The sequence below is a fragment of the Solwaraspora sp. WMMD1047 genome (genome assembly GCF_029626155.1).
GTDB lineage: Bacteria > Actinomycetota > Actinomycetes > Mycobacteriales > Micromonosporaceae > WMMD1047.
This window is the reverse complement of record NZ_JARUBL010000001.1, coordinates 2925352-2952067: the sequence shown is the minus strand read 5'-3', so window position 1 is coordinate 2952067 and position 26716 is coordinate 2925352. Positions and strand designations below refer to the sequence as shown.

At 74.4% G+C, this 26716-nt stretch carries 23 protein-coding genes and 1 pseudogene; 11 read left to right on the top strand and 13 right to left on the bottom strand.

Annotation, left to right across the window (positions count from 1 at the left end; genetic code table 11):
• Positions 1-616: 616 nt before the first annotated feature.
• The 4 genes from O7627_RS13610 to O7627_RS13595 form a co-directional block, all read right to left on the bottom strand.
• Positions 617-943 (bottom strand): hypothetical protein, encoded by a 327-nt coding sequence (locus tag O7627_RS13610; protein ID WP_278093875.1) that lies wholly within the window; start codon positions 941-943, stop codon positions 617-619.
• Positions 944-1627: 684 nt separating this feature from the next.
• Positions 1628-1798 (bottom strand): hypothetical protein, encoded by a 171-nt coding sequence (locus O7627_RS13605; RefSeq protein WP_278093874.1) that lies wholly within the window; start codon positions 1796-1798, stop codon positions 1628-1630.
• A 642-nt stretch (positions 1799-2440) separates the two neighbouring features.
• On the bottom strand, positions 2441-3865 hold the full coding sequence (locus O7627_RS13600) for a replication-associated recombination protein A (protein ID WP_278098270.1): 1425 nt from the start codon (positions 3863-3865) through the stop codon (positions 2441-2443).
• 118 nt (positions 3866-3983) lie between these two features.
• A complete protein-coding gene (locus tag O7627_RS13595; protein WP_278093873.1) occupies positions 3984-4196 on the bottom strand; it encodes a hypothetical protein in 213 nt (70 codons plus the stop codon).
• Between the two features lie 141 nt (positions 4197-4337).
• On the opposite strand from O7627_RS13595, the gene O7627_RS13590 reads away from it, so the two are divergent.
• Positions 4338-5192, top strand: coding sequence for a polysaccharide deacetylase family protein (locus O7627_RS13590; RefSeq protein WP_278093872.1), 855 nt, complete (start codon positions 4338-4340; stop codon positions 5190-5192).
• Positions 5193-5252: 60 nt separating this feature from the next.
• Positions 5253-6140: a glycoside hydrolase family 16 protein gene (locus O7627_RS13585; protein ID WP_278093871.1), complete on the top strand. Its 888-nt coding sequence runs from the start codon at positions 5253-5255 to the stop codon at positions 6138-6140.
• A gap of 12 nt (positions 6141-6152) precedes the next feature.
• On the opposite strand, the gene O7627_RS13580 is transcribed toward O7627_RS13585, so the two are convergent.
• From O7627_RS13580 to O7627_RS13550, 7 genes are all read right to left on the bottom strand, one after another.
• The gene (locus O7627_RS13580; protein ID WP_278093870.1) at positions 6153-8513 is read right to left on the bottom strand and encodes a hypothetical protein; all 2361 of its coding nucleotides are present in this window, start codon (positions 8511-8513) and stop codon (positions 6153-6155) included.
• The gene (locus tag O7627_RS13575) at positions 8510-9958 is read right to left on the bottom strand and encodes a hypothetical protein (protein WP_278093869.1); all 1449 of its coding nucleotides are present in this window, start codon (positions 9956-9958) and stop codon (positions 8510-8512) included. Before O7627_RS13575 ends, O7627_RS13580 begins: the two co-directional genes overlap by 4 nt.
• Positions 9955-11490, bottom strand: coding sequence for a glycosyltransferase (locus tag O7627_RS13570; protein ID WP_278093868.1), 1536 nt, complete (start codon positions 11488-11490; stop codon positions 9955-9957). Before O7627_RS13570 ends, O7627_RS13575 begins: the two co-directional genes overlap by 4 nt.
• Positions 11487-12473, bottom strand: a complete 987-nt coding sequence (locus O7627_RS13565; protein WP_278093867.1) for a glycosyltransferase — start codon at positions 12471-12473, stop codon at positions 11487-11489. Before O7627_RS13565 ends, O7627_RS13570 begins: the two co-directional genes overlap by 4 nt.
• Positions 12470-13396, bottom strand: a complete 927-nt coding sequence (locus O7627_RS13560; protein ID WP_278093866.1) for a glycosyltransferase family 2 protein — start codon at positions 13394-13396, stop codon at positions 12470-12472. Before O7627_RS13560 ends, O7627_RS13565 begins: the two co-directional genes overlap by 4 nt.
• Before the next feature lie 243 nt (positions 13397-13639).
• Positions 13640-15448 (bottom strand): aspartate--tRNA ligase, encoded by a 1809-nt coding sequence (gene aspS / locus O7627_RS13555; RefSeq protein WP_278093865.1) that lies wholly within the window; start codon positions 15446-15448, stop codon positions 13640-13642.
• 153 nt (positions 15449-15601) lie between these two features.
• The gene (locus O7627_RS13550; RefSeq protein ID WP_278093864.1) at positions 15602-16273 is read right to left on the bottom strand and encodes a hypothetical protein; all 672 of its coding nucleotides are present in this window, start codon (positions 16271-16273) and stop codon (positions 15602-15604) included.
• 375 nt (positions 16274-16648) lie between these two features.
• Between O7627_RS13550 and O7627_RS13545 the strand changes: the two genes are divergently transcribed.
• Both O7627_RS13545 and O7627_RS13540 read left to right on the top strand, forming a co-directional pair.
• A complete protein-coding gene (locus O7627_RS13545; protein ID WP_278093863.1) occupies positions 16649-17338 on the top strand; it encodes a hypothetical protein in 690 nt (229 codons plus the stop codon).
• Positions 17339-17418: 80 nt separating this feature from the next.
• Positions 17419-17565 (top strand): annotated as a pseudogene (locus O7627_RS13540) (sodium:proton antiporter); the annotation flags it as partial.
• 279 nt (positions 17566-17844) lie between these two features.
• On the opposite strand, the gene O7627_RS13535 reads toward O7627_RS13540, so the two are convergent.
• Positions 17845-18768, bottom strand: a complete 924-nt coding sequence (locus O7627_RS13535) for an alpha/beta fold hydrolase (protein WP_278093862.1) — start codon at positions 18766-18768, stop codon at positions 17845-17847.
• 42 nt (positions 18769-18810) lie between these two features.
• On the opposite strand from O7627_RS13535, the gene O7627_RS13530 reads away from it, so the two are divergent.
• Positions 18811-19464: a TetR/AcrR family transcriptional regulator gene (locus O7627_RS13530; protein WP_278093861.1), complete on the top strand. Its 654-nt coding sequence runs from the start codon at positions 18811-18813 to the stop codon at positions 19462-19464.
• A 24-nt stretch (positions 19465-19488) separates the two neighbouring features.
• Here O7627_RS13530 and O7627_RS13525 read toward each other — a convergent pair whose 3' ends face one another.
• Entirely contained in the window at positions 19489-20718 is a 1230-nt protein-coding gene (locus tag O7627_RS13525) for a cation:proton antiporter (protein WP_278093860.1), read from the bottom strand.
• Positions 20719-20909: 191 nt separating this feature from the next.
• Between O7627_RS13525 and O7627_RS13520 the strand changes: the two genes are divergently transcribed.
• The 6 genes from O7627_RS13520 to O7627_RS13495 all read left to right on the top strand — a co-directional run bounded on the left by O7627_RS13520 (position 20910) and on the right by O7627_RS13495 (position 26686).
• Positions 20910-22157: a cation:proton antiporter gene (locus tag O7627_RS13520; RefSeq protein WP_278093859.1), complete on the top strand. Its 1248-nt coding sequence runs from the start codon at positions 20910-20912 to the stop codon at positions 22155-22157.
• Positions 22158-22335: 178 nt separating this feature from the next.
• Positions 22336-23016: a trypsin-like serine protease gene (locus O7627_RS13515; protein ID WP_278093858.1), complete on the top strand. Its 681-nt coding sequence runs from the start codon at positions 22336-22338 to the stop codon at positions 23014-23016.
• 136 nt (positions 23017-23152) lie between these two features.
• Complete coding sequence (locus tag O7627_RS13510; RefSeq protein ID WP_278093857.1) at positions 23153-23710, top strand: RNA polymerase sigma factor; 558 nt, start codon at positions 23153-23155, stop codon at positions 23708-23710.
• On the top strand, positions 23707-24516 hold the full coding sequence (locus O7627_RS13505; protein WP_278093856.1) for a zf-HC2 domain-containing protein: 810 nt from the start codon (positions 23707-23709) through the stop codon (positions 24514-24516). The genes O7627_RS13510 and O7627_RS13505 overlap by 4 nt, the downstream gene beginning before the upstream one ends.
• 20 nt (positions 24517-24536) lie before the next feature.
• Complete coding sequence (locus O7627_RS13500; protein WP_278093855.1) at positions 24537-25361, top strand: ATP-binding cassette domain-containing protein; 825 nt, start codon at positions 24537-24539, stop codon at positions 25359-25361.
• Positions 25358-26686 carry a hypothetical protein gene (locus O7627_RS13495; protein WP_278093854.1) on the top strand — a complete coding sequence of 443 codons (1329 nt, stop codon included), beginning with the start codon at positions 25358-25360 and terminating at the stop codon, positions 26684-26686. The genes O7627_RS13500 and O7627_RS13495 overlap by 4 nt, the downstream gene beginning before the upstream one ends.
• The last annotated feature ends 30 nt before the right edge of the window (positions 26687-26716 follow it).

Below are 26716 nucleotides of genomic sequence, written 5' to 3'. Positions count from 1 at the left end.
ACCAACTGCCGGCCGGAGCCGGCCGACCGGCCACCGTCGCGGTCGTCGTCGCGGTTGGGGTCCCGGTCGTCGCCGGTCGCCGGCGATACCGGTACGGCGGCACCCGGGCCGCCCGGCAGCGGTCCACTGGTACGCGGATCTGCCAGCGCACCGGGGGTGGCCGCAGCGCGGACCGGCGCGGCGGCCACCGGGGCCGCCGCCCGGGCCGGCGGGGCCGGCACGGCAGCCGCGGCCCGGGCCACCGGCGCTCCGTTGCCGCCGGGCGGACCGTCCGGCGGCTGCTCCGGCCCCATCCGGTCCCGATCCGGGCCAGCGCCCATCCGATCCGGACGCGGGCGGTCGGGGCCGGGACCCATCCGATCCGCGCCCATCCGATCCGGGCCGGCGCCCATGCGATCCCGGCCCATCCGGTCCGGACCGGGACCCCGGTCATCCGGGCCCATGCGGTCCGGACCCGGACCCATCCGGTCGGACGCGGGGGGTCGGCCCGATCGAGGTGGCGGGCCGTCGCCCGGTCCGGCGCCTCGGCTCCGGCCCAGGTTCTCCCCGTCCCGCAGCGGACCGCGCTCCCCGGCCCGTTGGGGGGCCGTCGGTGCGCCGGGCCGCGACGGTCCGTTCATCGAAGCCGCTCCGCGCGGTCCGCCGGTGGGGCGGGGTCCGGCATCCGGCGCCGGGTCGTGCCGGCCGTGGGGGCCGGGGCGGTTGTCACCTCGGCCGGGAACGATCGGTGGCGCGCCGTCGCCCCGCCCGGGAACGATCGGCGGTGCCGTGGGCACCCGGGCGGCACCGCTGGGGGCACCCGGTCCCGGCGCCGGACCACGCCGCGGGCCGCCATCAGCACCACGGAGCGGACCGTCAGCACCACGGAGCGGGCCGTCAGCACCACGGGCCGGGCCGCCATCCGCGCCACGGAGCGGACCATCAGGGCGACGGTGCGGACCATCGATCCCACGAGGCGGGCCGCCGTCCATTGGCTGGCCGCCGATGCCGGCCGGCCCGCGGGTTCCGACACCGCCGGCCGGGCCACCGGGCGGCGGGCCGGCCGGGCGGTCCGGGTGCACCGTGGTGTCCCCCGGGCGACTCCGGGCGGCCCGGCGGATCCAGTCGGAGGGGCGCGCCGGGCGGTCCGGCGGCGCGGGCGGCCCGGGTTCGGTCGCCGGCGTCGGGGCCCGCCGGTCGGCCGGCCCCGGCCGTGGCTCGGGCGGGCCGGCCGGGCGGGAGCCACCCTCGTCGGCGGGCCGGGAGCGGTTGAACCCGCCGTCCGGCGCCCCGTGCCGGCCCGCGCCCATCGGCGGGGGAACCGGCGGCGAAGGCGGCGTCCGGGGAGGATCGGGGTTGGCCAGCACCGGCGGCGGGGCGTTGCCGGACTTGGGCACGACCACCGGGCTGCCGCCGCTGCCGCCGTGCGGTCCGAACCTGGACCTCGGATCCGGTCCGACCGGTCGGTCGGGGGCGCGACCGCTGGTGGCGGAGTGGGCACCGGTCGGCGTGTCCGGTGGCACGGCCGCCCGGCGGCCGACGGGTGGCTCCGGCTCCCGGGGCTCGGCCGCCCGGCGCGGGGCACCGGCCGGACCGGGCCTGCCCTCCGCCGCCTCGTCGCGACCGTGCCGAGGCCGGTCACCGCGCGTCAGGTCAGGACCGGCCAGATCCGGCCGACGCGGATCAGAACCGGCCAGATCCGGCCGACGCGGATCAGGACCGACCGGGTCGCCGCGACGCGGGTCGGGGCCGTCGTGGGCACCGTGCCGACCGCCCGCCGGTGGCGCCGCTGCCCGTCGACGGCCCTGGTCGGGCTCACCCGAGGGGTATCCGGCGGGCGGGTACCCGCCCGGCGGACGCTCGCCGCCCGCGGGGAAGTCGACCGACGGGTACTCCCCCGACGACCGGTGGACCGGGGGCACCGGGCTCCGATTCCCACCCGGCGGCGGCATCGGCGGCCCCGGCCGCGAGGCCGACGGGTGCGGTGCGTCGGGCCGTGACGGCTCGGGCGGCGAGCCGCCCGGGCGAAATCCGCCGGGACGGGGGGCACCGGGCTCGGCACCCGGCTCCCGCCGGTGGGGCGGGCCAGATGGTGGGCCGGGCGGAGGGCCGACCGGGGGCGCACCCGGAGGCGGCCCGGCGGGCGGACCGAACGGCAGACCGTTCGACGGGCCGGGCGCACCCGAGGTGGGCGCCTCAGGCCGCGGCCCGGGGGCACGCTTGCGCCCGCCGCCCGGATCCGGCGGCGGTTCGTCGGCGTCGGCCCCCTCCGGGCCGATCGCGGCCCGCTGTTCCTTGGCGGTACGAAGGTCGGCGATCCAGCCGAGTTCCTCGCCGCTGACCTCGGGCTCGGCGGCGGCGGATTCCGGGGCCGCCTTGCCCCGCCCCCACCGGCGGCCCTTCGCTCGCGGCTCCCGCCGCTCGTCGGGGCCGTCCTCGGACCGGTCCGGACCGCGCGATCTCACTGTTGATCCTTCCCGGCGGCCGAGATGCCGCCGTTGACTGTCGCACCGCCGTCGGCGGCGCCCCCCTCGACCGTGCTCTGCGCGGCCCGCCCACCCCGGACGATGCCGCGCAGTACCGGCAGCCGGCCGGCCACCGCCCGTTCGGCACCGTGGCCGCTGGGCTGGTAATAGTCGACCCCCACCAGGTCGTCCGGCGCGTACTGCTGGGTCACGACGCCCCGCTGGTCGTCGTGTGGATAGCGGTAGCCGGTGCCGTGGCCGAGGCCACGGGCACCGGAGTAGTGCGCGTCCCGCAGCGCCCGGGGCACCCCGGCGCCCCGACCGGCCCGGACGTCACTGATGGCCGCCCCGATCGCCCGGGTGGCCGAGTTCGACTTGGGCGCGGTGGCCATGTGGATCACGGCCTGGGCCAGGTTGAGCTGCACCTCGGGCAGGCCGACGTACTCGACGGCGTGGGCGGCCGCGGTGGCCACCGTCAGCGCGGTCGGGTCGGCCATCCCGATGTCCTCGCTGGCGAAGATGACGATCCGGCGGGCGATGAACCGGGCGTCCTCGCCGGCCACCAGCATCCGGGCCAGCCAGTGCAGCGCCGCGTCGACGTCGGAGCCCCGCATGCTCTTGATGAAGGCGCTCGTCACGTCGTAGTGGGCGTCGCCGTCCCGGTCGTAGCGCACCGCCGCCACGTCGACGGCCTGCTCGGCGGTGGCCAGGTCGATCACGCCGCCGCCCCGGGCCGCGGCCGAGCCGGCCGCCGCCTCCAGCGCGGTCAACGCCTTGCGGACGTCGCCGGCCGCGAGGCGTACCAGGTGGTCTTCCGCGTCGTCGGCGAGGGTGAGCGCGCCGGCCAGGCCGCGCTCGTCGGAGATCGCGCGACGCAGCAGACCGCGGACGGCGTCGTCGCCGAGCGGCTGCAGGGTCAACAGGACACAGCGGGACAACAGCGGCGAAATGACCGAAAAGTACGGATTCTCGGTGGTCGCGGCCAGCAGCGTGACGGTCCGATCCTCGACCGCGGCCAGCAGCGCGTCCTGCTGGGTCTTGCTGAACCGGTGCACCTCGTCGATGAAGAGCACCGTCGGCCGGCCACCGGCCCGCCGCTGCTGGCGGGCGGTGTCGATCACCGCGCGGACGTCCTTGACCCCGGCGGTCAGCGCCGACATCGCGACGAACCGGCGGTCCGTCGCGCCCGCCACCAGGTGCGCGATCGTGGTCTTGCCGCTGCCGGGCGGCCCCCACAGGATCACCGACATCGGCGCGGTGCCGGTCACCAGCTGCCGCAGCGGCGCGCCCGGGGCCAGCAGGTGGTCCTGCCCGACCAGTTCGTCCAGGGACGCCGGTCGCATCCGGACCGGCAGCGGGGAGTCGGCCGTGGCCGGCGTCAGGCCGTTCCCGACGCCACCGGCCGGGGGTGCGGTGCGCACCCCGCCGGGTTCGGCGAGTGGGAAGAGACCGTCGGTTTCCACTCCGAAGACAGTACCGGCCCGGTCTCGGGCGCCGGAAATGCGCCGAAAACCGGGCCGGTCCGCCAGGCGTACCAGGTCAGCCCCGACCTGGGCGGCGACCGCGGTACCAGCGGCCGCCTCCTCCACCGCCCGGGCCGCTTCCGACGCCGGCCAGGTAGAGAGCCGTCAACAGCAGGCCGATGAGTACCAGGGTGTTCCAGTTGAACAGGTCCGGGGCGCCGAGGTCGGTGTCGAGCAGGTCGAGCAGCAGGGCAAAGCCGAAGACGGCGGCGGCGGCTATCGCGAGCATTATGTCCTCCGAGGGGGTGTCAGTAGGTCGGCCCGGATGTACCCACCTGGTCAGCGCGCTAATCCACGGTGGACCGGCGCCGCCGGGACCGGAGACCGCCGGCTGGCCCAACCACGGCATTTGTACGGTTATGCTGCTTTCATGGTTGGCCGCGCGGTGACCACCCGGACACCCGTCCGCGACGGGACGGCGGTGCTGCCGGTGCTGATGTACCACTCCGTCTCCGCCCTGCGGGCCGGGCCGCTGCGGGAGCTGGCCGTGCCGCCGCACCGGCTCGCCGAGCACCTGGACGCGCTGACCGCGGCCGGCTACCGGCTGGTCGGCCTGACCGAGGCCCTCGACCTGACCCGGTCGGGCACCCCCACCCCGCCGCTGGTGGCGCTCACCTTCGACGACGGCTTCGCCAACTTCCTGCACCGGGCACTGCCGCTGCTCACCGCCACCGGCTCGTCGGCGACCCTCTACCCCGCCGTCGGCCATCTGGGCGGACCGGCCGACTGGCTGGGCCGCTGGGCCGGCGTGTTCGGCCGGCTGCTCCCGCTCTCCGCGCTGCCCGAGGTGGCCGCCGCCGGGGTGGAGATCGGCAACCACGGGCTGGTCCACCAGCCGCTCGACATGCTCCCGCCCGGCCTGCTGAACCAGCAGCTCACCGACAGCCGGGACCGCCTGGAGCAGGTGCTGGGTCGACCGGTCCGGTCGTTCTGTTACCCGCACGGCTACCACGACCGCCGGGTCCGCGAACTGGTCCACCGCAGCGGGCACGACAACGCCTGCGCGGTGGGTCGGCGGCTCTACCGGCCCGGGCCGGCGGGGCGCACCGACGACCGGTTCGCCGTACCCCGGTTGCAGCCCACCCCCGACCACACCGGCGCCGACCTGCTCGACCTGGTCCGCGGCGGCGGTCCGCGCCTGATCCCGGAGGCCAAGCGGCTGGCGCAACCGGCCTGGCGGCTGACCCGCCGGCTGGCCCGCCTGGCCGGCCGGCGGCTGACCTGAGTGGCCGGCGACCCGCCCGACCGGCGACCCGCCTCCGGACCCGGCCCGACCTGGTCCCGGGTGACCCGAAGCCGGGCCGGCTGGGTGGTGCTCGTCGCCGGCGCGCTGGTGGTGCTGGTCTACCTGGCGGTGATCCGCCCGCTGACCCGGTTCGACGCGGACCCGACCGAGCCGCACGGCCCGCACCGGCCGCCGGCCACCGCCGCGCCGGGTCGGGCGCCGTCGGGCACCCCGACCGCCGTCGCCCCCGGCGCCAACCCGTCCGGGGTACGCCTGCCGCAGGGCGACATGCCCGGCTGGCGGCAGATCTTCACCGAGGACTTCTCCGGCACCGCCCTGGACGACCGCTGGTTCGCCTACGAGGGCCAGCCCGACGGCGACCCGGGCGGCTGGTTCGACCCGTCGCACGTCTCGGTCTCCGGCGGGCTGCTCACCATCGGCGGCTGGCGCGAGGCCGACCGGGGCAACATCTACGCCACCGGCGGCATCTCCAACCGGCGGGTGGTCAGCCGCACCTACGGCCGCTTCGACATCCGGTTCCGGATGGACCGGGGCACCGGCATCGCATACGCGCTGCTGCTCTGGCCGGCCTCCAACGTCTACCCGCCGGAGATCGACATCGCCGAGGACAACGGGCGCGGCCGGGACCGGATGTACGGGGTGCTGCACCCGGTGACCGGTCGGCCGGTCGAGCGGAGCGTGCCCGGCGACTTCACCCAGTGGCACACCGCCGGCCTGGAGTGGACCCCCGGCAGGCTGGTCTTCACCCTCGACGGTGAACCGTGGACCGAGATCACCGGCGACCAGGTGCCCGACGAGCCGATGGCGCTGGCCCTGCAGAGCCAGGCCTGGTACTGCGGCCACACCTGGGAGGCGTGCCCCGACGAGACCACCCCGGAGCGGGTGAACCTGCAGGTCGACTGGGTGAGCATCTACGCGCCGGCCTGACCGCGCACCCGGTCAGCCGGTGAACTGGTAGACCACCACGTCACCGTCGCGGTGGAACACCGACCAGTCCGGGTCGGCGGCCAGCGCCCCGGCGAGCCGGTCGAACGCGCCGTCGGGCAGGTAGCCGAAGTACGCGGCCTGGCGCTGCATCCCCTCGCTGAGCACCAGGTAGCTGGCGGTGCCGCCGAACCCGCGCAGGTAGTTCTCGATCGCCGGCAGGTACTCCACGCCCAGCGGGGCGTCCCGCAGCCCGGCCCCCGCGACCAGGTCCGGCTCGCCGACCGGCACCGTCCGGTTGAACTCGCCGTAGTTGCCGGCCAGCCGGCTCGGGAAGTTCGACGAACCGAGCGCGATCGTCGACCCGGGTACGGCGTTGGCGTACAGGTACCGGGCCACCCGCACGTCCGCGCTGGTCTGCCGGTCCACCACCAGTTGCCCGTGCCGGCCCTGCACGGTGGCGAGCGCCGCCAGGGCGAGCGCCAGCCCGAGCACCCCCACCAGCACCGGCCGCCGGGACGACCGACCACCGGCCGGCTCGACCGCCCCGGCCGCGGGCCGGTCGAAGATCGCGGCGGCGATCAGGTACGCGCACCACGGGGCGGAGAAGAGGAAGACCCGGTAGATCGCCTCCCCGCCGTAGCTCTGCCCGGCCAGCAGGACGAACGGGGTGGCGGCCAGCACCGCCGGCAGCAGCACGGTACGCGGCCGCCGCCGGGCACGCAGCACCGCCAGCGCGGCCAGCCCCCAGACGGTGAGCGCCAGCACCCGCACCACCACGGCGGAGAACGCCTGCCCGGTCGAGCCCCAGTCCTCGGCGTTGCCGCCGGCGTTGGCGAAGATGTTGATCCCCTCGAAGATCCCGAACGAGCCGGCGACCAGGCCGTAGCGCGGCCACAGGTACGCCAGCAGGATCGCGCCCATCAGCAGCGGCGTCCACCACGGCCGGACCAGCCGCAGCACCACGAGCGCCGCCACCTGGGCGAGCAGCAGGTACGGCGAGAGCTGGTGCGCGGCGGTGAGCACCGCGAAGATCCCGAGCAGCCCGGCCAACGCCACCGCCCGCCCGACCCGCGACCCGCCGGCCCCGACACCGCTACCGCCGGCGGCCGCCACCGCGCCCGGTCGGCGCAGCCAGCGCAGCAGGACCAGCAGCGCGCCGAGGCTGAGCAGGAAGGCCAGCGCCTGCGGCGCGAGGTAGTCCTCCTCCACCCAGTTGACGGCGAGGAACCCGAAGACCGTCAGGTGGGCCACCCGCGGGTCGGCCGACAGGGTCCGGGCGATGGCGAACAGCACCAGCGCCCCGGCGAGGTTGAAGAAGACGGCCGACCAGTCCGCCAGGCCGAGCGCGGTCACCCCGGCGAGGTCGGCGAGCTGGGCGACCCCGGCGAAGAGGGCTGGCCACTGCTGGTAGATGTCGTCGGGCGCGCCGACCGCGCCGGTGGTCCGGATCAGCTCGACCACGCCGAGATGCTTGTAGGTCCAGGCGTACTGCGGCTGGTCGAGCAGCAGCGGGGTGCTGCCGTGCAGGATCAGGATCAACAGCACCGGGTACGCCGCCAGCAGCGGCGACGGCCCGCCCGGCCGGGTCAGCCCGACGGCGAAGCCGATCGCGCAGAGTCCCAGCGCCGCCAGGTAGGCCGGGTGCACGGTGGCCAGCAGCCCGTACCCGCCGACCTGGTCGATGTCGGTGTTGGCGAGCGCGACCAGCCAGAGCGCCCCGGCACCGGCCAGGATCGCGGCGTGCACCGCGAGCGCCCGGTCCCGCCGTGCCCACTCCCCGGGTTTCCCGAACCCGAGGGCCGGACGGCGGAGTGCTGGGCGCCCGTCGGGTGCCGGGCGGCGCAGCCCGCCGGTCCGGGCCAGGGCCGCGGCGCAGGCGGCGGCCACCAGCGCGGCGCCGGCCGCCGCCACCAGCCGCGGATGCCACCAGCCGACCCAGACCGCCACGGTGGCGGTACCGACATAGCCGGTGAGGCTGACCAGCACGGCCAGCGCCCAGGCGCTGACCGGCTGCCGTACCCGCAGGTGGCTCAGCACCGCCAGCCCCGGACCGAGCGCCGCGAACGCGACGGCGGCCGGTGCCCGCAGCGGACCAGCTGCGGCCAGCCCGATCAGCGCAGCCACCGCGATACCGATCCCCAGCCAGGCCATCGCCCGCTGCCGACGGACCGGCCCGCCGTCAGCCGGTCCGTTGTCCGCCGCCCCCACGGTGGTCGGTGCCGCGCCTGTGCCGGTGGCAGCCCGCGTGCCCGTGGCGGCTGGCGGGGTCGACGGGGTGGCTACGCCGAACCGGCCCCGGTCCGGCTCGGACACCGGAACCGGACCGGCCGGTGGGGTGCGGCGTGCGGTCGGCCGTACGTCGAAGTCGATCATCCGGTCCTCCCGGTCGAGGTCGTGGCGTCGGAGTCGGTGCCGGCGGCGGCCAGGTCCGGCCGGTGGGCCGACCCGGTGGCCCAGTCCGGGCGGCGGTGGGCGGAGCCGGTCGCCCGGTAGCGGCGGATCAGGCCGGGCAGCAGGACGGCGGCGACGGCGGCCTGGGCGGCGAGCAGCGCCAGCGCGGGCGCGACGATGCCGAGCCGGGGCAGCCCCAGCCAGCTGCCGGCGAGGAACGCAACCGCCCCGGCCGACTGGATCGCCACCATCCGCCACATCCGCTTCTCCATGATCGCGAAGGCTGCGTAGAGCAGGACGACGCCGGTGAACGGCAGGGAGAGCCCGATCAGCCGCAACGCGTCCGCGCCGTGCTCGGCGTACGCGGGGCCGAGCGGGCGCAGCAGCGGCCCGGCGGCCAGCGCCAGCAACACGGCGGCCGGCCCGACGACCAACCCGACCAGGGTGGCGGCCCGGTTGACGTGGGCGCGCGCCCGGCTGCCGTCGCTGGCCGCCTCCACCACGAACGAGGTGACCACGTTCCACAGCAGCGTGGTGCCGGCCACCCCGATTACCCAGGGGATGTAGAAGTACGCGCCGTCGGCCGGCCCGAGTGCCCCGGCGACCAGCACCGGCGGCAGGAAGGCGACGGCGTTGGTGACGAACCCGTTGACGTACTCGGCGGAGGCGAAGCTGAGCACCTCCCGCCGGGCGACCGGCGCGGCGGCCCCGGGCAGCCGACCCCGGGCCGGCGCCAGCCGGGCCAGGATCCACCAGTTCACCGCCAGCATCGTGGCCAGCATCGGCAGCGCCCAGGCCAGCAGCAGCCCGTCGCCGGTGGCGGTGCCGGCCAGCAGCGGCAGCAGGGCGAGCTTGGCGGCGGAGGCGACCACGTTCTTGGCCGGCACCCAGCTCGGGCGGCGCAGCGCGGCGAGCACCCCGTCCTGGATGAAGAAGATCGCGGAGGCGACCACCGCGCCGGTGAAGATCAGCCGGCCGGCCGGCTGCGCGCCGATCAGGCCGGCGCCGAGCCCGAGCGCCAGGAATCCGGTCGCCAGCGCCACGGACATCGCGGCCGAGGCCAGGTAGCCGCCGACGATCAACCGCCGGGTGTTCGGCCCGGCGGTCGGCAGGAACCGGGCGTAGAGGCTGGTCAGGTTGAGCTGGGCGAGCCCGGCGAGCAGCGACATCGAGGAGACCGCGGCGGACGCCCGGCCGACCACCTCGGCCGGAAACCAGCGGGCCGCGACCACCCAGAAGACGAAGCCGAGCGCGGCGCTGGCCACGGTCGAGGTCATCAACGCCATGGCGGTACGCACCATCGCGTGCACCACCGGCGCCGACGCGGCACCGGCCGAAGCGACATCCGCAGGTCGGATTCCGGCCGCCGTGCCCGGACCGATCTCGGCCGGGACCGTCGGCGTGTCGACGGCGGGGATGGCGGTCACGTCGCCGCCCCCGATCCCACCTGCGCCCGACCATCCCGAAGGCGACCCGGAGTGTCCCGGCGACCGTGGCGATCACGGCGGTCCTGGCGATCACGGCGGTCCTGGCGATCACGGCGGTCCTGGCGCCGGTCGCGGCGGCGGCCGCGCAGGTAGGCCAGCGGGCCGCGGAGCATGCCGCGGCGGTTCTCGCCGAGCAGGTCGCGGGGGAACCCGGCGCCGAGCCCGGCCAGCCGGGGGCCGTCCGGCTGGCGCAGGTCGCGCAGCGCGGTCGGCGCCAGCCGCAGCAGCGGCCAGAGCAGCCCCGGCCGGTCCAGCAGCAGCGACGTGTACGCGGCGGTCAGCCCGGCCCCGTACCCGATCATCTGGGTGCGCAGCCCGGCCAGGTCACGGCGGTGGTAGTGCCGGACCAGCGCGCCGGGGTGGTAGGCGATGGTGCCGCCGGCGAGCAGGACCCGGGTGAAGGCCAGGGTGTCCTCGGAGCCCATCGCCGGGGTGCCGGCGCCGAGCGCGGTGTCGAAGCCGCCGATCCGCTCGATGACGCCGGGCCGGAAGGTCATGTTCGCGCCGGTGCCGAAGGGCGGCAGCGGGTAGAGCGGGCTCTGCCGGTGCGCGGTGGCCGGCGAGAAGACGTCCGGGGTGAAGCCGCGGCCCTTGCTGTGCCCGCCGAACTCCTCGAACCACAGCTGCGGGTCGGTCTCCAGCTCGGCCGGCACGATCACGCCGGAGATCACGTCGGCGGTCGGGTGGTCGGCCAGCGCCCGGGCCACCTCGGCGAGCCAGTACGGGTCGGCGACCTCGTCGTCGTCGATCCAGGCGAGGATCTCGCCGGGCGCCGCCGCGACAGCCGCGTTGCGGGCGTGCGAGAGGCCGGGCCGGGGGGCCAGCAGGTAGTCCACCGGGCCGGACCGGGCCGCGGCCGCGGTGACCGCGCGGGTGGCGTCGCTGGTGGGGGCGTTGTCCACCACCAGCACCCGGAAGTTCGGGTAGTGCTGGCCGAGCAGGCTGTCCAGGCAGCGGGCCAGCGGGCCGGGGCGTTCCCGGGTGCAGATCACTACGGTGATCGGCGGCGCGTCGCGCAGCACCTCGGCCCGCCGGGCCAGGTACGCCGACGTGCCGGACGCCCGCAGGGCGGCCAACGCCCGGTCGGGGTCCGCCGGGGTGTCTGCGGCCGGCCAGTCGGGCAGCCGGCGCCGCAGCTCGTCGCCGAGCGTGGCGTGGATGGCGGCGGCCAGGTCGGCGGGGGACAGCCCGGTCCCCGGCACCGGCAGCAGCACCGGGCCGATCGGCTCGGTGTGCAGTCGGACCAGCAGCCAGGCCCGCTCGGCCCGCCGGCCGTCCGGCCCGGTCGCGGCGATCCGGGGCAGCGCCCCGGTCAGTTCGACGTCCGCGACCAGGGCCGGCAGCCGGTCGGCCGCCGGGACGGTCCGGGCCGGGATCACCCGGGTCGGTGGGACGGTCGGGGCCGCGCCGGCCACCGCGGGAACGCCGAAGTGGGGCCGGCGGGCGTGCTCGGTGCTCTGGGTGGGGTTCACCGGTTCGCTCCGATCCGGCCGACGGGGACCGAGGTGGGGACGGGACGGGTGGCGGGTTTGGCGGCGAGGAGTTCGGCGAGCGCGCCGACGGCGGCGGCGGCCAGCCCGACGAGCACCGCGCCGGAGCGCAGCGCCGGCCGGACTCCCCGCCCGCGCAGGGTGTCGGCGAGGCCGCGCAGCACGGCCAGCGGCAGCGCCCGGCGCAGGTAGCCGCGCTCCGCGCCGAGGCTGGCCGGGTCGCCGAGCAGCCGGGCCATCAGCACCTTGCCCCGGCCCTCGTGGTAGCAGCGGGTGACGAAGTAGCGCCAGGTGGCCCGGTTGGCCTGCACCGGGTGCGAGATGGTGGCGCTCGGGACGTACATCCAGTGCCCGCCGGTGCGGCGGCTGACCCGCAGGCAGAACTCGGTGTCCTCGGGCCGGGACCGGTCGCCGACCTTGCCGAAGTCGGTCCGGAAGCCGCCGACGGCCAGGAACGCCTCGCGGCGGACCGCCATGCTGCCGGACCAGACGTTGCGGACCGGGGCGGTGTCGACCGGCTGGCCGGCGTAGGAGCCGCCGACGGCCCAGAGGAACTCGTCGGGGAACCAGGTCGGCTGGCTGGTCTCCCAGCGCGGCACGATGCCGCCGCCGGTGCCGACCACGGCGGTGTCGGCGAACGGCCCGATCAGGCCGGCCAGCCAGCCCCGGTGCGCCAGCACGTCGTCGTCGAGGAAGGCGACCAGCGGGGTGATGGCGTGCCGGGCGCCGGTGTTGCGGGTGCCGGAGACGCCGCGCTGGAACTGGTTCTCCAGCACCGTCACGCCCGGCAGGTCCCGCCGGAGTCGCTGGTAGAAGGCGGGGTTGTGGTCGACCACGACGACGATCTCGGCCGGCGCGGGGTTCTGCGAGCGGGCCGATTCGACCGTCGAGACCAGGTAGTGCAGGCGCCGTTCGCTGTGGCAGGGGATGACGACGGTGGTGGGTGACTGGGTCCAGTGGTTCATGCCGCTGCCTCCTGCCCGGCCAGCGCGAACGCCGGCTGCACCCCGAACGGCGGCGCCAACCCGAGGTCGCCGACCCGGCCGGGTGCCACGGCGACCAGGTCACGCAGCCGGCCCATCGGGACGACCGGCACGGCCGCCGGCCGGGCCGGGCGCGGCGCGGCGGTGGCGAGCCGGCGGAACTCGCTGAGGATGGTCCGCAGCACCCGGGTGCCGTCCCGGAAGGTGTTCAGGTTGCTGTCACCGTGGATGCGGGCGTGCTCGACGCTGGCGACCTCGCGGACGCGGTAGCCGTGCGCGGCGACCCGGATGTTGATCAGGGTCTCGATCTCGAATCCGTCGCCCCAGAGCTTGCCGCCGTCGGCGGGCCGGGGCAGCGCCGGGTCGGGCAGGTCGAGGGCGGGCAGCAGCCGCCGCCAGAAGGCGTTGTAGCCGTAGCAGAGGTCGGTGAACCGGGTGCCGAAGAGGGTGTTGACGATCCCGTTGAGGCCCTCGTTGCCGAGCCGGCGCAGCCGGGTGATGTCGTGGCTGTCGCCACCGGCGCGGAACCGCGAGCCCTTGGCGAAGTCGGCGCCGGCCAGCAGGGTGTCGACGAAGCGCGGGATCTCGGCCGGGTCGGTCGAGCCGTCGGCGTCGATCATCACCACGATGTCCCCGGTGGCGGCGGCGAAGCCACAGGCCAGGGCGTTGCCCTTGCCGGTGCGGGTCTGCTGCACGACGCGCACGTCCGGGCGCAGTTCGCGGGCCACCTCGACGGTGCGGTCGGTGGAACCACCGTCGACCAGGATCACCTCGTGCACGTCGCCGGGCAGCCGCTCGAAGACGTGGGGCAGGTTGCGTTCCTCGTTGCGGGTGGGGACGACCACGGTGACCGTGGGGCGTCGACCGGGCCGCAGGCTGGGGGCGGGGGTGGCGTACGGGGGCATGGCGGAGATCCCTTCCGGCAGGGCGCCGTCAGGCGGGGATTGGGAGGGGGTCCGGCGGGCGCAACCGCGGTGTTCGACGCCGCCGCTGGAGCTAACGAACCATCACCAATACTCAACTGACCGGAAGGCCGGAAATTTCCCCACTCAACGGGGTGAGTCACGCAAATCGCGACCCGTCAGTCACACCAAACACCCGCGCCCCGGGGGCATCCCGGGGCGCGGTGCGCAGGCGTGGCTGACGGGTCAGGAGTGCTCCACCGGGGCGGCGATGCCAGCCGTGCCGGTGTGGGCCGGGCCGGCCGGCTTGGGCTTGGCGTCGACGCCGGCCTCGGCGCGCTGCCGGCCGGTGATCGGGGTCGGCGCCCCGGTCAGCGGGTCGTACCCGCCGCGGGACTTCGGGAAGGCGATCACCTCGCGGATCGAGTCGGCCCCGGCCAGCAGCATGCAGGTCCGGTCCCAGCCGAACGCGATGCCGCCGTGCGGCGGCGGGCCGAACGTGAACGCCTCCAGCAGGAAGCCGAACTTGTCGGCCGCGTCCTGGGCGCTGATCCCGAGCAGGTCGAAGACCCGCCGCTGCACCTCGGCCCGGTGGATACGGACCGATCCGCCGCCGATCTCGTTGCCGTTGCAGACGATGTCGTACGCGTACGCCAGCGCCTGGTCCGGTGCCTGCTCGAACCGGTCCTCCCAGTCCGCCTTCGGCGAGGTGAAGGGGTGGTGCACGGCCGTCCAGCCCCCCTGGTCGTCGCGCTCGAACATCGGCGCGTCCACCACCCAGCAGAACGCCCAGGCGCTCTCGTCGACCAGCCCGGCCCGCTTGGCGATCTCCACCCGGGCCGCCCCCAGCAGCTCCTGCGCCTCCCGCCGCTCGGCGGCGGCGGCGAAGAAGACCGCGTCGCCGGGCTTGGCCCCGACCGCGTCACCGAGGCCGGCCAGGTGCTCGGCGGAGAGGTTCTTCGCCACCGGCCCGCGCGCCTCGCCGGTCTCGGCGTCGAGCACCACGTAGGCCAGCCCCTTCGCGCCGCGCGCCTTCGCCCAGTCCTGCCAGCCGTCCAGCTCCTTGCGGGTCTGCGACGCCCCGCCGGGCATCACCACCGCGCCGACGTAGCCGCCCGCGTCGATCGCCCCGGCGAAGACCCGGAACGCGGTGCCGCGCAGGTAGTCGGTCAACTCGGTCAGCTCGACGCCGTACCGCAGGTCGGGCTTGTCGGAGCCGTACCGGGCCATCGCGTCGTGCCAGGTGATGCGCGGGATCGGCCGGGGGATCTCGTGGTCGGCCAGCTCCCGCCAGAGCGCCCCGACGATCTCCTCCCCCAGCTCGATCACGTCGTCCTGGGTGGCGAACGACATCTCGATGTCGAGCTGGGTGAACTCCGGCTGCCGGTCGGCCCGGAAGTCCTCGTCCCGGTAGCAGCGGGCGATCTGGTAGTACCGCTCCAGCCCGCCGACCATCAGCAGCTGCTTGAACAGCTGCGGCGACTGCGGCAGCGCGTACCAGGATCCGGGTTGCAGCCGGACCGGGACCAGGAAGTCGCGGGCGCCCTCGGGGGTGGACCGGGTCAGGGTGGGGGTCTCGACCTCCAGGAAGTCGCGCTCGTGCAGCACGCCCCGGGCGAGCTGGTTGGCCCGCGAGCGCAGCCGCATCGCGGCGGCCGGCCCGGACCGGCGCAGGTCCAGGTAGCGGTACCGCAGCCGGATGTCGTCGCCGGCCTCCACCTGGTCGTCCACCGGCATCGGCAGCGGCGCCGCCTCGGAGAGCACCTCGAGCGTCGCGGCGGTCACCTCGATGTCGCCGGTGGCCAGCTCCGGGTTCTCGTTGCCTTCCGGCCGGCGGGTCACCTCGCCGGTGACCCGCACGCAGAACTCGTTGCGCAGCGCGTGCGCCGACTCCATGCCCTCCCGGAACACCACCTGCACCACGCCGGAGACGTCCCGCAGATCCACGAAGATCACCCCGCCGTGATCACGCCGCCGGGCCACCCAGCCGGCGAGGGTCACGGTCGCGCCGGCGTCCGTCGCACGCAGGCTTCCGGCTTCATGGGTACGGATCACAGCGGGTGTCTCCTCGTGACAGGTGTCGTTCCGGTCCTCGGAGCAAGTCTGTTCCCTACGTGACCGGTGTGCATCCGCATTCTGTCAGGGCGGCCCGTCGAAGCCGAATGGAACCCCGACGAGGCTCGAACGGCGAGACGTCGGGGCGGTGCATCAGCGCGGAATGTCCCACGCGCTCACCTTCACAGTGACTGCCTGGTCGGCTCCCACGCCGGTCACCTCCAAGCGCACCATCCGCTGCGGGTCGCCTCGTTTCTGCGCCGCTGAGAACGAGGTCATCACACAGATCACAACGCCCTGCTTGACCGGGACCCTCGAAGACCCGAGCGGTGCCGTCCGGATCTTCTCAGCGCAATCGTAGGGCGTCGATCCTGGACCGGCCCCCTCGCTTCCCTGCACATCCTCGACCAACTCGAGGTACCGCTGCGCCGTGCCGTACTCCACCTCCAACCTGATGTCCGCCTCATCGCGTACATTGGCCCGCGGCTCGTCAAGATCGAGTTCCATGGACTCGGTCTCAGTCGCCTTCAAGGTAAGCGTCTGATCCTCATACTTGATGTTGTAGACGGTCCGCTCGTCTAGCCGCGGCGGTTGGCCGCTCGCGGTTGGTCCACCGAGGTTACCTGCAGAGGAATCGGTCGATTCGGTCAAATCGGTAGGATTTGTCGGTGCCCGTCGTTCCAACTGAGGCTCGTCGCCACGGCCGGCAAGGGCGATCTCCTTCGCATCCTCTGCTTGATCGATCGCCCGCCAGGCGAAGACGGCCGAGCCGAACGCGATAAGCAGTGCCATCACCGATACAGAGAGTGCGAACGGAACGATCAAGGACCGCCTAGAACCGACCACGGGTCTTGCGAGCGGCCGGCCCTGGGCCGCATCCGCAACCGGAATAGCAGGTGGCGGCGAAGGCGGGGCGGCGCCGGGAGGCGTCGCGGAAGGCTGGCGGAGCGATCCGGCCGGCCCCGACGAGGCGACATTCGGGTTCGGGCCCTGTGTGGACATCCGTACACCTCCATTGTCTATGCGATCATCGGGAGAGGACCAGACGCAAGCGCGTAGACCCAACCTGACTGATGATCAAAGTGTCGGCGATCGACCTGATGTTGGACATACCACGCACCGGGTGATGCGATGGCGTCCTAATAACTACCACAATGGAGCCCATACCAGGTTCACAGCCCTACCTCCGACAGGTGACAAGTGCCCGACAGCGAGCCATACACATCGTCTACCAGCCATCTTGAACGACACCAGCGGAACACAAGTCCACAATGGATCACGATACTCCTAGCCTTCGCCGGGTTACTGGTCGCGATTCTTGCGTGGCAGTTTCCGCGTTTCGCGGATGATCAACAGCCAAGCACGACACCCATCCTTGACCGATCTGCCCGATCCACGCAGCCACCGACCAGCGGCAGGGAAAGCATTCCGTCATCGGGTCATCCGTCAGCAACGATCTTCCTGGACACGCTTACTGTTCAGACCGGTGGGGCCAACCTAAGAGAACTTCCCCGCGACCTCCGAGGCGCACCAGGCTACGAACACTCAATCGCCATAGCCTGCCCCAGTAATCAGAACGCCGACAAGGAGCGCTCAGTCTCGTACCTGCTACGGGGCCGCTACCGGGAATTCGCGACGACCGTGCGACCACACTTCACGGCAGTATCGGACTCGGTGGTCTACGCTCATGCCCTGACAGCACAACGGCAGCGCGACGGCACTCTCAACTGGCAGACTACCGGCTCTCAGTTCGGAGCGCTGATGGGACGACCAGCGTCGCTGACCGCCGATGTGGACGATGCCGAGGAACTGATGCTCCGGATTGAGTGCGAATATCCCGAAGGCATGGTAATCCTCGCTGGCGCCAGTCTCCTCCTGGACGATCAATGAGCCATTCTCAATAGTGGTGGGTATGTACAACTAACTTGACACTCCCCGAGTCCGGCGCCTCAGCGCTGTACGCGCACCCCGACGGGGTCGCCATCAGACTGCTCGTGCTGGCGCTGGGCCAGGTCGCCCACGGCAGCCTGTTTCTAGCCACCTTCGCCACCGGCATCACCGTGGCCACCTTCGGCCCGAAGCGGCGGGCCGCGCTCGAGCACTTCGGGGAGAGCGTCATCTCGGTCACACTGCAGCCCTCGACCGACGTGGTGATCACTCGCGCCTTTGACCAAGCCGGGGGTACGCCGACTTGACACGCCGTTCTGCACTCGGTGCGGCATCATCGCGGGAGGCCGGCGGATGACTTCGACGCCGGACGATTCGTCGCCGTGCATCGACCCGGGTCGACCTGCACCCGCATTCTGTCAGCCGCGCCCGCTGCCATCGACACCTGGCCGGACCCCCTACCAACCGGCGCGAACCGTCCGGGTTCGCGGCTCGACGCCCCGCCGCCGTCAGGTCACGGCCCCGGCCAGCCGACTGACCTCGGCGATCAACTGCCGCAGGCCGGGTGTCTCGATCGGATAGTGCCCGGCACCGGTCAGCGGAACCAGCCTGGTCGGCCCGGCGACCCGCTCCAAGGACCGGCGGCTCAGCTCCTCCGGGGTCCACCGGTCGTCGGCCGGGTGGGCGAGCACGGGCGGCGGCCCGGCGTACCGGGCGGGCTCCACCGCTGGCGCCGACGCCAACCAGGTACGCAGAAAGCCCAGCGGGACCCGGCCTCCCCCGCCGGCCGGGTCCCGGGCACAGAGCGCGGCCAGCCCGGGGTCGTTGCTGATCGCGGCCAGGTTCGCCAGCCACCGGATCGGCACCCGCAGCCGGTCGACCGCCGGCACCGCCGCCGCCAGCGGCGGCAGCAGTCGCGCCCCGAGCGGCCCGGACCAGCGGATCCGGCCGATCCGGGCCAGCGCCGCCGGGTCGCGCGGGTCCAGCAGGCAGGTCACCAGCGGGCCCGCCACCTGATCCGGCAGCCGGCCCGCGACGTCGTAGCAGAGCAGTCCGCCGAGGCTCGCGCCGAGCAGGATCAGCGGCCGGTCGTCGGCGGCCCGCTCGTGCCGGACCAGGTCCGCGACGCAGTCCACCCAGTCCGGGTAGCGCACGCCAGCCGGATCCGGCACCCGGCTGTGGCCGTAGCCGGGCAGGTCGGGGGCCATGACCTCGATGCCGGCGGCGGCGATCAGCGCCGCGACCGGCCAGAGGGCGCCGGACCAGCCGCCCGCGCCGTGCACCACCAGCACCCGGGCGGTCGCGCCCGGCGGCCGGGACCTGGCCACGTGCAGCTCGGCGTCGCGCCAGCACCACCAGGTCGGCTCGGGGTCGATCGCGGCGGCCACGGTACGCAGGTCGGCCGGCAGGAAACGCAGGTAGTCGTCAGGCACGCCCACTACGATCTGACGCGCCACCGGGCTGGACAACTCGCGTTGGAGGCCACCATCGACGTACCCCGCCGCACCCCTCGCCAGCTGCGGTCCCGGGACACCGTCGAGGTGTTGCTGGAGGCGGCTGCTCAGGTTTTCCAGCGCGAAGGGTACGCCGCCACCACCAACCGGATCGCCGACCGGGCCGGGGTGTCGATCGGCTCGCTGTACCAGTACTTCCCGAACAAGAACGCCATCCTGCACGCGCTGGCCGAGCGGCACCTCGCCGACGCGACGGAGACCCTGACCGGGCTCTTCGCCGCGTTGCGGGTCGAGAAGCCGCCGCTGGAGCCGCTGCTGCGCCGGATCATCGAGACCGTGCTGGCGCTGCACGCCCGGCACCCGGTCACCCACCGGCTGCTGTTCGAGCGGTCGCCGCGTACCCCCGGCAACCTGGACCGGTTGGCGCGGCTGGAGGAGCTGCTCGTGGGCGAGCTCGCCGACCACCTGGACCGGCTCGACGCCGGTGGCCCCGACCGGAGGCTCACCGCCCGGCTGCTGGTCACCGGCGTGGAGGCGCAGCTGCACCGGGTGCTGATCGACCGGTCGCCGGAGGAGCTGCCGCCGGCGGTCGGCGCCCTCGTCGACCTGCTCACCAACGGCCTGGCCCGACGGCCCGGGGGCCGGCGACCCGATCTGGCCGGACGTCCACCGTAGGGCCGCCTGTCGGCACCGCCTGGCCTACCCGGCGTCGGGTCCGCCCGTCCGCCCGCCGGTGGCGTGCCGGTAGAGCCGCAGTCCGGCGGCGGCGGTCAGGCCGTGCGCGACCACGCTCGCCGCCACGACCAGGGCTCCGGCGGCGACCAGGGGTCGATCCACGTCCAGGCGGCCCGCCTCCAACATCAGGTAAAAGAACGCCGACACTCCGACCGGCCCGAACCAGCCCAGGTAGATCGCGTCCGGACGCCCGAGCCGCAGCGGCCGGCGCAACAGCATCAGCAGCGGAATCCGGCGTAGCAGCAGGACGGCCGTGACCAGCGCGACCCCGCGCCAACCCAGGTCCCGCCAGTCCGACCACGGCAGGGCGGCCCCGAGCAGCAGGAACAGCGGGATGCTGAGGAAGCGGTTGATCGCGTCGTCCGCCTTCGTGCTCCCGCCGCGTTCGTGCGCGTCGACCATCGCATTGAAGACCAGTCCGGCGACGAAGACCGCGAGCACCCCGTCGGTCTTCGCCAGACCGGCGACGCCGAGGACGCCGAACGCCAGCAGCAGCGTGAACAGCAGGGCCGGGGCCGCCTCGGTCGCGCCGTGCGCCTGCCCGGCCCGCAGCGCCCACCCGCCGACCGCGCCGAGCCCGGCTCCGATGACGATGGCCGCCAGCACCTGCCACAGCGCGGTCAGGCCGGCGCCGGCCAGCGAATCGGAGCCGGCCAGCGCCACGGCGATGACCACGACCGGCAGGGCGAGCCCGTCGTTGGCCCCCGATTCCAGCGACAGCAGCAGCCGGCTACGCAGCGGAATGGCCCCTTCCGCCGGATCGCCACTCACCGCGCTGGAGGCCAGCACGGGGTCGGTCGGCGACAGCGCGGCGCCCAGCAGGGCCGCGACGGCGAGCGGCAGGCCGAGGATGAGGGCCGCCGCCGCGCCCGTGACCAGGGTCATGCCGAGCATGCCGACGAGCAGCAGCAGGAGCACCGAGCCGGTCTCCCGCCGGATCTGCCGGACGGGGAAGCGCAGCGCCACCGCCATCACCGAGATGGCGAGCAGGAACCGGGCCACCTGCTCGTAGCCGGCATGGCCGTCCGGCAGGACCGGTACGTCCAGCACCCCGGTCAGCTCCGGACCGAGCAGCACCCCGACGAACAACGCCAGCATGGGGGCCGACAGCGGCATCCGCCGGAGCCGGCCGGACAGCGCCGCCACCACCACGCCCAGCGTGCCCGCGGCGGCCAGGATCACATCGAGCGCCATGCCGCCTCCGGCCTCCGCTGGCCCGATCCCCTTCTTCGCATGTCGGGCTGCTACCCGATTGCCGGAGCCGCTACCCCCGGACGGCACCGACGTGTTCCGGTCGGTCCCGGCCCCAGTAGGATCGGCCGGTCCACTGACGCGCCGGGAAGTCTGGTCGGCAGGTCGACGAGCCGGGTCCCGAGGAGCGTGCCGTGCTGTTGCTGAGCTTCGCCGTCGTACTGCTGCTCGCCGTGCTGCTCTCGGCGCTGGCGCATCGGACGATCCTGTCGACGGCGGCGCTGTTCCTGCTGGCCGGGTTCGTGCTCGGCGAGGAGACCACCGGCGTGCTGAAGCTGCACGCCGACTCGCCGATCGTGGCGACCCTGGCCGAGTTGGCGCTGTTCGCCGTGCTCTTCACCGACGGAATGCGGGTCGGCTGGGCGGACCTGCGGGCGGCCTGGCGCCTGCCCGGTCGGGCGCTAGGCTGGGGCCTGCCGCTGACGCTGCTGATCACCGCCGGGTTGGCCCACTACGTGGCCGGGCTGGACTGGCCGGAGGCGTTGCTCATCGGCGCTGTCCTCGCCCCGACCGACCCGGTGTTCGCGGCGGCGCTGGTCGGCAACGACAAGGTGCCGCCCCGGCTGCGGCATCTGCTCAACGTCGAGTCCGGCGTCAACGACGGGCTAGCCCTGCCGTTCGTGATCGTGTTTCTCTCGGTGGCGGCCGGCTCCGACGACCTGCACATCGGTGAGCTCGCCACCGAACTCGCCGTCGGCCTGGCCATCGGGGTGACGGTGCCGGCCCTGGCCATCGCGCTGGAGCGGACCCGCTGGTTCGCCGCCTCCGCGCTGTACGCGCCGCTCAACGGCGTCGCCATCGGGCTGCTCGTGCTGGCGCTGGGCCAGGCCACCCACGGCAACCTCTTCCTGGCCGCCTTCGCCGCCGGCATCACCGTGGCCACCTTCGGTCCGAAACAGCGGGCCGCGTTCGAGCACTTCGGGGAGAGCATCGCGGAACTGCTCAAGCTCGGCGCGCTGCTGGTCTTCGGTGCCCTGATCTCGGTCGAGTTCCTCGGCGAGATCTCCTGGCCGGGCTGGGTGTTCGCGGTCCTGGCCATCTTCGTGGCCCGGCCGGCGGCGCTCGCGATCGCGTTCCTGCGCTCCGGCCTCGGCGCCCGGGAGCAGGTCGCGGCGATGTGGTTCGGCCCGAAGGGCTTCGCGTCGGTGGTCTACGGCCTGCTGGTGCTGGAGTCCGGCATCGCCGCGGGCGACGAGGTGTTCCATCTGGTCGCGTTGACGATCGTGTTCTCGATCCTGCTGCACTCGTCGACCGACGTGGTGATCGCCCGCGCCTTCGACGATGCCGACGAGTCGCCGACCTGGCACGCCGCCCTGCACCGGCTCCGGCGTCGCCGCCGTCGGCGAGAGCCGGATGAGCCTTCGATGCCGGACAATACATAATGCCGCGCTCATACCATTGACATTCGGCTGGTATTTGTCCCCCGCCATCCGAAATTCTCGCTATTTATTCTTGTCGCTGAAACGTCGGCTCCCTACCCTCTGGCCTCACCGGCACCACCGGTGTCAGGCCCGACCGGCCCGGGGATCCCGGGTACACCCCCTCGGTAAGGAGCCCTCCTTGCGCATTCGTCTCACCCTGGCCACCGTCGCGACCGCCCTCGTCGGCGCGTTCGTCGCCCCGTCCACCGCCGCCGCCGCGCCCTCGGAGCCGCAGCAGATCATCGGCGGCAGCACGGTCTCCTCCGCCCCGTGGGCGGCGGCCGTGTTCCAGAACGGCTCGTTCGCCTGCTCCGGCTCGATCATCGCGTCGCGCTGGGTACTGACCGCCCGGCACTGCATCGGCGGCACCATGTCGGTGCGGGTCGGCAGCGTCTACCGCTCCTCCGGCGGTGTCACCAGGACGGTCAGCGCCACCTACAGCCGCTACGACCTCGGCCTGCTCTACCTGAGCTCGGCGGTCTCCACCACGTACGTGACGCTGGCCAGCGCGAACCCGCCGGTGAACTCGACGAACACCATCTTCGGCTGGGGCCGCACCTGTAGCAACTGCGACGCGTCGCCGCAGCTCAAGACCGCCTCGGTCCGGGTGACCACGACGGGTTCGTCGGATGCGTACGGCGGGCCGGCGATCCAGAGCACCGGCGTGAACGGGGTCGCCTGGCGGGGCGACTCGGGCGGTCCGCAGTTCTACAACGGACAGCAGGTCGGCGTCTGCTCCACCGGCAACGGCTCGACGTACCAGAACTACGCCTCGGTCGCGTCCAGCCGGAGCTGGATCCGGTCCACCTCCGGCGTCTGACGCCCTCCCCGACCCGCGCGGGGTGCCCGACCGGGCACCCCGCGCGGTCGCGTTGAGACCCACCTCACACTCTCGGAAGAACCGATCCGGTACGCCTGCCGTCTAGCAGGACGTGACTGCTGACGAGGATGGTGGCGTGGCGGAGCCGGACGATGAGGCGTTACTGCGCCGGGTCGCCCGCGGTGACCAGGCCGCGTTCGACGCCTTCTACCGCCGGACCGCGCCGTGGCTGGCGATGCGGTTGCGCCGCCGCTGCGCCGACCGGGAGCTGGTGGCCGAGGTGATGCAGGACGCATATCTCGCGGTGTGGCGGGCGGCCGGGTCGTACGTCGGTACCGCCGGAGGGGGCAGTGCCGCCGGCTGGCTCTGGACCATCGCCGCCCGGCGCCTGGTGGACCGGTTCCGCACCCGCGCCCGGCAGGCGCCCGCCCTTTCCGCGCTGCCGGCCGGCGCCCGACCCGGGTCCGAGCCGACCGTGCCGGCCGCCGAGGACGAGGTGGTCGACCAACTGCTCGACGACCCGGTCGCCGGCGCGGTCCGCGATCTCGCCCCGGAGCTGCGCGCCGTGGTGCAGGCGATGGTCCTGGACGGACTGTCGGTGCGGCAGACCTCGGTGCTGCTCGGCGTCGCCGAGGGCACCGTCAAGACCCGGGCCCGCCGGGCCCGGCTGCTGCTGCGCGAGGTGTTGTCATGACGACCCCGACCATCCACCCCGCCCCGGCGGTGCTCGACCGGTACGCGGAAGGCCTCGACCTGCCGGCCGACGCGCTCTGGGCGGTGGAGACCCATCTGGAGGGCTGCGCCAAATGCCGTGGCCGGCTGGCCGCCGACACCGCCGAGGTGGCGGCCCTGGTCGACCAGGTCTGGGCCCGGGTGGCGCCGGTGGTGGCCGCCGAGCCGCCGGCGCGGCGGCGCCGCTGGCCGCTGCTGGCCCGATGGGCCGCCCCCACCTCGCTGCCGTGGCTGGCGATGACCGTGCTCGTCCCGCTCGCCGCGATGCTGATGGACCTGGCCGCCGGCGGGTCCGGACCGACCCGGCCGTCGCTGCTGCTGCTGGTCGCGCCGGTGGTCCCCGTACTCGGGGTCGCTGCGTCCTGGAGCGGTCGGCTCGACCCGACCCACGCGCTGGTGGCCAGCGCCGCGCGGGCCGGGTTGGGGCTGGTGCTGCGGCGTACCCTCGCCGTTCTGTTGCTGGTCCTGCCGCCGTTGGCGGTGGCCGGCGCGATCGTCGGCACGGCACCGGCGGCCTGGCTGCTGCCCAGCCTGGCGTTCGTGGCCGGCACCCTCGCGCTCGGCGCCCACGTCGGGATCGGCCGGGCGGCGACCGTGCTGACCACCGGTTGGGTGGCCGCCGTGGTGGCGCCGAGCCTGCTCTGGTCGCGTACCCCGGTGGTGTTGGACCCGGCCGGGACCCCGGCCTGGGCGGTCTGCGCGGTGCTCGCCGGCGGCGCCGTCGTGTGGTGGCGGGACACCTTCCGACGGGCCGGCGGCCTGCGATGAGACCCGGTGAAAGGAACCAGATGATCCGGACGGTCAGCGCGGCGGAAACCGCGCCGACGACGTACGCCTTCCCCATCCAGGCCCGGCGGCTGCGGCTGCGGGCCGGGCTGCGGACCGCCGTCGACGGCCTCGACCTGGCGCTCGGCGACGGCGTACACGGGTTGCTCGGTCCGAACGGTGCCGGCAAGACGACCCTGCTGCGGGCGCTCGCGACGCTGGTCCGGCCGACCGGCGGGGAGTTGGAGATCCTCGGCGAGGCGGTGCACGCCGGCGGCGGCGGGGACCTGCGGGCGGTCCGGCTGGGTCTGGGCTACCTGCCGCAGGACTTCGGCTACTACCGCTGGTACACCCTGCGGGAGTTCGTCGAGTACGTCGCCTGGCTGCGAGAGGTGCCGGCGGGTGACATTCCGGACGCGGCGCAGCGGGCCATCGACCGGGTCGACCTGGCCGCCCGGGCCGGCAGCCGGCTGCGGTCGCTCTCCGGCGGGATGCTGCGTAGGGTCGGCATCGCCCAGGCCATCGTCAGCGAGCCCCGGGTGCTGCTGCTCGACGAACCCACCGTCGGCCTCGACCTGGAGCAGCGGGCCCGCGCCCTGGCGCTGCTGCGCGACCTCGGCTCCGACACCTGCGTGGTGCTCGCCACCCACCTGGCCGACGACGTCGCCGGCGCCTGCACGGACGTGGCGCTGCTCGACGGGGGCCGGCTGGCGTTCCAGGGCACGGTGGCGGAGCTGACGGCCGCCGCCGGCGACGCCGACCCGGACCTGCACCCGGGCGGCAACGACGTGGAACGCGGGTACGCGGTGCTGCTGCGCCGCCACCGCGCGGTGGGCGGTCAGGGATGACGGGCCGGCTGCTCCTCGTCGAGTTGCGCCGCTCGGCGGCGGTCTGGGTGGGTCTCGGCTTCGCCGGGGCCGCGGCGATGCTCACCGGCGATCCGGAACGCTGGGACGGTCTCTGGATGGCCACGGTGTTGGCGCACCACATCGGCCTGGAGCTGCTCTGGCCGCTGGCGCTGGCGGCCGGGGCCTGGCAGGGCCGCCGCGACAAGGCATCGGGGGTCACCGAGCTGGTGGCCACCACTCCGCGCTCCGGGCTCAGCCGGGTGGCGCCCCGGGCGGCGCTTGTCGCCGGGTGTCTGGCCGGCGGCTACCTGGCCGGCCTGGCCGACGGGCTCGGCCGGGCGGTGCTGGCCGCCAGCTACCAGCCGCCGGGGTGGCACTGGCCGGTGCTGGCCGGCGCGGTCGGCGTCGCCGCCGCCGGGCTGCTCGGTCTGGGCATCGGCCGGCTGCTGCCGTCCCGGCTGATCCCCGCACTGCTGGCGGTGCTGGCAATCGTGGCGGTCGCCGGGCCGTACCTGCTGTGGGAGGAGGGCGGCCCGTCGGCGCTGCTGCTCGCGCCGGGTCGGCTCGGCCACGCCGACGGCTATTCCGTGGTGGACGGCGCAGCGGTGGCGGGGGTGCTGGTCTGGTTCGCCGCGTTGGCGGGGACCGGGTGGGCGCTGTTCGCCGCCGACACCCGCCGGGCCCGGCTGCTCGCCGCCCTACCGGCGGTCGTCGGTCTGGCGGTGGCCCTGCTGGTGCTCCCGCCGACCGGCGAGGCCGTCCGCCCCGACGCGCGGGCCACCGAGCTGGTCTGCGCGGACGGTGCACCCCGGGTCTGCGTCAACCGGGTGCACGAGTCGTTCCTGCCGCAGATCGTGGGGCCGGCCCGGGAGGCGCTGGCCGTCCTCGCCGCCCGGCTGCCGGACCCGCCGACGGCCGTGGTCCAGGAGACCGGCGTGTACGGCGAGCCGATCGCGCAGCGGCCGGACACCGTCCACTTCGAACTGACAGTCGTCGGCGACGGGACGATCATTCCGATCCTGGACTCGCTGCGCGACTACCTGTTGGAGGGCGCCGGGACGTGGAGCTGCGGTGCAGCCCTCGACGACGTCGAGACCTGGAACCGCATCGACGGCGCCCGGATCGCCGCCGGGCTCTGGCTGCGCGGCGAACGCGCCGCCCCGGACCACGTCTGGGACACCCACCGCGAGCTGGCCGACCAGGCGCTCGCCACGCTCTACGCCCTCCCGGCGGACGTGCAGGTGACCCGGGTGGCCGCCATGCGCCGGGCCGCCCTGGACTGCCGCCCCGACCTCTACGAGATCCTGACCTCCCCCGCCCCCTGAGCCTGCGGGTACCGCCAGTACGGCCCCACC

Coding starts and splice junctions, on each gene's coding strand:
- O7627_RS13610 (WP_278093875.1), bottom strand. CDS start 943: ATGGTCCGCACCGTCGCCCTGATGGTCCGCTCCGTGGCGCGGATGGCG.
- O7627_RS13595 (WP_278093873.1), bottom strand. CDS start 4,196: ATGCTCGCGATAGCCGCCGCCGCCGTCTTCGGCTTTGCCCTGCTGCTC.
- O7627_RS13590 (WP_278093872.1), top strand. CDS start 4,338: ATGGTTGGCCGCGCGGTGACCACCCGGACACCCGTCCGCGACGGGACG.
- O7627_RS13580 (WP_278093870.1), bottom strand. CDS start 8,513: ATGATCGACTTCGACGTACGGCCGACCGCACGCCGCACCCCACCGGCC.
- O7627_RS13565 (WP_278093867.1), bottom strand. CDS start 12,473: ATGAACCACTGGACCCAGTCACCCACCACCGTCGTCATCCCCTGCCAC.
- O7627_RS13560 (WP_278093866.1), bottom strand. CDS start 13,396: ATGCCCCCGTACGCCACCCCCGCCCCCAGCCTGCGGCCCGGTCGACGC.
- O7627_RS13525 (WP_278093860.1), bottom strand. CDS start 20,718: ATGGCGCTCGATGTGATCCTGGCCGCCGCGGGCACGCTGGGCGTGGTG.
- O7627_RS13505 (WP_278093856.1), top strand. CDS start 23,707: ATGACGACCCCGACCATCCACCCCGCCCCGGCGGTGCTCGACCGGTAC.
- O7627_RS13500 (WP_278093855.1), top strand. CDS start 24,537: ATGATCCGGACGGTCAGCGCGGCGGAAACCGCGCCGACGACGTACGCC.
- O7627_RS13495 (WP_278093854.1), top strand. CDS start 25,358: ATGACGGGCCGGCTGCTCCTCGTCGAGTTGCGCCGCTCGGCGGCGGTC.